Source organism: Chromobacterium alticapitis (genome assembly GCF_002924365.1).
Classification (GTDB): domain Bacteria; phylum Pseudomonadota; class Gammaproteobacteria; order Burkholderiales; family Chromobacteriaceae; genus Chromobacterium; species Chromobacterium alticapitis.
This window is the reverse complement of sequence record NZ_PQWB01000176.1, coordinates 1-4787: the sequence shown is the minus strand read 5'-3', so window position 1 is coordinate 4787 and position 4787 is coordinate 1. Positions and strand designations below refer to the sequence as shown.

At 56.6% G+C, this 4787-nt stretch carries 5 protein-coding genes; 2 read left to right on the top strand and 3 right to left on the bottom strand.

Annotated features, from left to right (window positions below; genetic code table 11):
* Positions 1-168 precede the first annotated feature (168 nt).
* On the top strand, positions 169-630 hold the full coding sequence (locus tag C2I19_RS22335; protein ID WP_199181318.1) for a hypothetical protein: 462 nt from the start codon (positions 169-171) through the stop codon (positions 628-630).
* A gap of 17 nt (positions 631-647) precedes the next feature.
* Here C2I19_RS22335 and C2I19_RS20815 read toward each other — a convergent pair whose 3' ends face one another.
* Both C2I19_RS20815 and C2I19_RS20810 read right to left on the bottom strand, forming a co-directional pair.
* On the bottom strand, positions 648-3005 hold the full coding sequence (locus C2I19_RS20815) for a TOTE conflict system archaeo-eukaryotic primase domain-containing protein (protein WP_103904493.1): 2358 nt from the start codon (positions 3003-3005) through the stop codon (positions 648-650).
* Positions 3006-3106: 101 nt separating this feature from the next.
* Positions 3107-3619 (bottom strand): hypothetical protein, encoded by a 513-nt coding sequence (locus C2I19_RS20810; protein ID WP_103904492.1) that lies wholly within the window; start codon positions 3617-3619, stop codon positions 3107-3109.
* A 263-nt stretch (positions 3620-3882) separates the two neighbouring features.
* Here C2I19_RS20810 and C2I19_RS20805 point away from each other — a divergent pair, with 263 nt between their 5' ends.
* Complete coding sequence (locus tag C2I19_RS20805) at positions 3883-4230, top strand: helix-turn-helix transcriptional regulator (RefSeq protein ID WP_103904491.1); 348 nt, start codon at positions 3883-3885, stop codon at positions 4228-4230.
* A 175-nt stretch (positions 4231-4405) separates the two neighbouring features.
* Here the strand turns inward: C2I19_RS20805 and C2I19_RS20800 are convergent.
* On the bottom strand, positions 4406-4787 hold a 382-nt coding region (locus tag C2I19_RS20800), incomplete at its 5' end, for an integrase core domain-containing protein (RefSeq protein WP_146056910.1).

Below are 4787 nucleotides of genomic sequence, written 5' to 3'. Positions count from 1 at the left end.
AGTGAAAGGCACAAGCCCAATCAGCGAGGCTGACAGTAGCGATGCGCCATCAAGGGACGGAGCAGCTCGTAGTAGTGATGAACTCGCTGTAATGGCAGGGGAGCGAAGGGGCTGCGTCATTCGGGTCACGAGTATTGCCAACCGGGAAGCCGGGAGGAGCAAGACAACATGACCAAGCCATTTACGATTTCCAAGGCATGGATCTGGAGAGCCTTTCAGAGTGTGAAAGCAAACGGAGGAGCATCAGGAGTAGATCACGAATCGATTGAAGCATTCGAAGAGCACCTTGGGCGAAACCTGTACAAATTGTGGAATCGGATGAGTTCCGGCAGCTACTTTCCGCCGCCGATCAAAGGCGTCCCGATTCCAAAGAAATCAGGTGGGGTGGGCTCTGTTGCACAAATCCCAGGCAGGACGAGTTTTCCCTTTCCCCAAACCGATTTATGCCATAGCCACCGTGCACGGCCGGCCCAGCATGCTGAAGCGGTTCAAGATCGCTGCGCGCACTTGCAGCTCTGCGACTTGACCATGCCTCCGTCCCGCAAGAATGCCAAATGGTTTAACGGAACCCTTATCGAACTGGCTCTCTGCAAACGACTACCAGCGGACTGGGTAGCATACCTTCAATAGCAATGATGGCCGCGCTCCTATTCCCTGCTCTCAATGCTGTACCCCATCGCTCGGTATCCGACTTGCCGCTTTTCCCACATCCGCACGAGGGCTGGGTGCCCTATATCGATAAAATCAATAATGCGTACATCCGTCTTTTCAGCATGCTCCCGGTGAAGCCGCCCAGCATATTGCTGTAGTGTTCCCTTCCAGGAAACGGGCATGGCCAATACCAATGTATCGAGCGGAGGATGGTCAAAGCCTTCTCCAACCAGCTTGCCTGTGGCCAGCAGAACACGAGGAGAGTCCGGCAGCAAGCCGTTCAACTCTGCGACCATTGCCGTGCGCTGTTTACGCGACATCCGCCCATGCAGCACAAACAACGAGGCAATGAGTGGCTGCAGCATGGACTGAAGCATATCCAGATGTTCCGTCCGCTCGGTCAATACCAGGACTTTCCTCCCAAGCCTGAAGGCCTCGGTCACTGCATCAACAATCATCTGCGTTCGCATACCATCTGCTGACAAGTGGCGGAACACATCCTGAATACCAGCATCACCCGGCACATCAATGACGTGAGACAGATACCGCGGATACACCTCAAGCACATGGGGCGCAGTGGCCGGACGCTCCGCTGTGTAACGTATCGGACCGCATTGCATAAAAATTATCGGTTGTTGGCCATCTCGTCTTATCGGCGTGGCCGTCAGCCCAAGCACATATTTCGCCTTGGCCCGCTTCAAGAGCAAATCGAAAGAAACCGCGCCAACGTGATGACACTCGTCGACAATCACCTGTCCGTAGTTCTCGATAAGTGAACTGATTTCCCCTTTACGGGACAGCGACTGCATCACCGCAATATCGATTTTGCCGGTTGGTTTGTTTTTACCGCCCCCAATGCAGCCAACCAGTCCTTTGCCAGCCCCCAAGAAAACTTGTAATCGTTCCTGCCATTGCTTGAGCAACTCGGTCCGATGCACCAATATCAGCGTATTGACTCCTCGCCGGGCTATCATTGCGGCAGCCGTGACCGTTTTCCCAAAGGCTGTCGGCGCGCACAATACGCCAACATCGTGATGCAACATCGCCGCAATGGCCGCTTCTTGGTCCAACCGCAAGGTGCCGCCAAAATTGACATGGATGGGCTCCCCCTGATAGCGCTCATCCTGTAACTGGGCTTCAATATTGTTTGCCGCCAAGAGCTCGAGTGCCGTATCCAGGCATCCTCTGGGCAGACCGATGTGCCTGGGGAAATTTTCTGCACACCCAATAACGCGTGGTTTATCCCAGACCGGGAAGCGCATTGCTTGGGCTTTGTAAAATTCTGGGTTCTGAAATGCCGCCAAGCGGATGAGTCGGTTAGCCAGTGCCTGGGGGAGCTCAGCCTTTTCAAAGTAGACAAGATTGCCAAGCGTCACCCGCAACCTTTCCGGCATGGGTCCTGGAATCTTCGTCCTGCTGGTAGCTGTTTTCTTCCAGGGCGTGCTTTGTTCTTCATCCTCAATGAACGTCACATCCAAAGGATGGCTACCGCCAATCGCCTGAACGATGACGGGCTCGATGTCTTCTGCTGACATGCGCGTGACCGAGGCCAAAAATGCCCATTGGTCAGGGTAGGGACGGAGTTCCTCGTCGACAAAGACACTCCCGTTGTTTTCCCTCGCACGCTTCTGCAGCGGAAGAGCTATCAGGTTGCCAAATCCCCCCTTGGGCATGGAGTCCTGATTGGGAAATAGACGGTCATAGGAGGAAAGTTCCAGTTGCCGGGTGCTTGAACATGTATGGCTTAGGAGGGCTGTTCCCAGTCGACGCGCGTCGCGAGCTGAGACTTTCCTGGTGAAGAAAATCCAGGCATGAGCACCATTGCCCGAGCGCGAGATTTCCAGAACGGCCGGAACCCCCAACGTCCTGCACGATTGCAAAAAAGCACGGACGTCGTCTCGCCATTCCTTCTCGTCAAAATCCACGGCCAGGAAGTAACAAGCGTCATCCTCCAGCAAAGGATAGACCCCGGCAGTCATGGCGCCAGACAGATGGGCATAGATAACCGTGTCAGTGACCGGCATCAATAAACGATGCTCGCAATCCGCGCACTTCACCTTGGGCTTATGACATATTCCAGGCTGCCACTCATTGCCACACACCGGCGAGTAGCCTGACTTACCCGTCGCCTTGCTTTCCCATCGGGTGGGATAAACATCCGTTCGCCCCTGGAACAAGCTACGGAACAAGGTGACTTTCTCAGCCGTGGAGAGTGTCGAAATGCTTGTCGGATGCGTCACCACCGGCGCCGGCAACTTCACACGCCACTCTATCCCATGCGCCTCCAGCAGTCCGATTAAACGAGCATTCTCGGCTTGAAGCTCAGAAAGAACAGCCTGCTGGTCATTTTCCATGTGCGAAACCCAATGCATCGCAACAGATGCCATTACGGTGCATCAGAAGCTCCACCCCATCGGCCTACCAAACCGGGCGATATGAACCTGACTCATTACAGTTAGACCGGAGTCGGCCCCAAGCTGAATTTCCCGTCTTGGCGCAGCCGTTGGTAAATGGCCGTCACATCACGACGAATATTGGGGCCTAACCAAGCCAGACCCTCAATCAAGCCATCGCAGACCCAGCGACCATTCAAAGGGAACACCCCGGTTTTTATCACTGAACCGGTCTCCCCCTGTCCGATGTCTCGCAAGCGCTCAGTCAGTCCAAGCACACCATGCGCGCAGCTGCCATCTACGGGCAGCAACACCGAATACGCCCGCGTATCTTTGAGGTAAACCCAGCGATTGAGCCTGAGCAGGCGGATAGCCTCCAGCATTTCTTCATCAGGATGCCGTAGCGTGGCTCGGTAACGAGAGAGCGAATCCCGGTCCGCCTCATAGCGGGCCCGGCCCAGCACCAACCATTGAGTTGGCCGCTTGCCGTGTTTTTCCTCCGCCGTCACCAACGTGCCGAGAAAGGCCATGTAGGCATCAATGAAACGGTCTGCGCTGGCCGGGTCAATCAGCATACCTGCCACCTTGCAGACTGCGGCGATGACGCCAAAATATCAGGTGTTTTTTTGTCATGGTGTCGAGTTTAGCAAAAGCGCCTTGCCTAGGCGCGCGCATCACGCAACCGAGGCATCCCGTGCGGACCACTCAGGGGAACCGCGTCATGCACACCCGCGATGGACAAGCCCCCCGCATCAACCGGCATTATTTTGCCCTTTATCCCATTTTTCGTGCTTTAAAGGCATAATATTGCCTATTACGGAAAGCCCAGAAGCTGCCTATGAAACCGACGCCAGCGCCTAGTGCGCACCTAACGCCCGCCGAGCAGGAGGCCGAGCTGGGGCATCAGATAAAAGCGTACCGTCTCTTGCACAACCTCAGCCAAGCCACCTTGGCGGCGCGCGCCGGCATCAGCCCCCGCGCCTTGCGCAATCTGGAAGCCGGCCACGGGTCTTCGCTGACCACCTTCATCCAGGTGGTCCGCGCGCTGGGACGGGAAAGCTGGTTCCAGACGCTGGCACCGATTCCGACCATCAATCCGCTGACGATGACCCGCACCGCCACGCCGCGTCAACGCGCCAGCAAGCCACGCCGCCCGCCCGGTGACAAGACAAAGCCGGCACGTTGAACATAACGCCCCATTATGCGAACTACGGGGATTCGAACCAAACTGGGAGAGGTGAAGCAAATCGCCCCCTCCCCGCAATCAGCTTGTCCCCCACCGCTCCAGCCTCACGGTAATCATCGTTCCTTTCAACTCATACTGAAGCGCCCCGGTTTTCGCGGAGGCTGTTTTGTGTGAGTCAGACCGGCACGGTCTGCTCGCTCAGACTGCGATAGTAGTTTGCTTCTGCCTCCGCCGGTGGAATGTAACCGATCGGCGCCAGCAAGCGGCGGTGATTAAACCACGCCACCCATTCCAGCGTCGCCAGCTCCACCGCCTCCAGGCTCTTCCACGGCCCTCGCCGGTGAATGACCTCCGCCTTGTACAAGCCATTGATCGTCTCGGCCAGCGCATTGTCGTAGCTATCGCCCGTGCTACCGACCGAAGGCTCGATGCCTGCCTCGGCCAGCCGTTCGCTGTAGCGAATCGAGACGTATTGCGAGCCGCGATCGCTGTGGTGGATCAAAGCGTCGCGACTCGGCTGCCGCGCCCACAGCGCTTGCTCCAGCGCGTCGAGCACA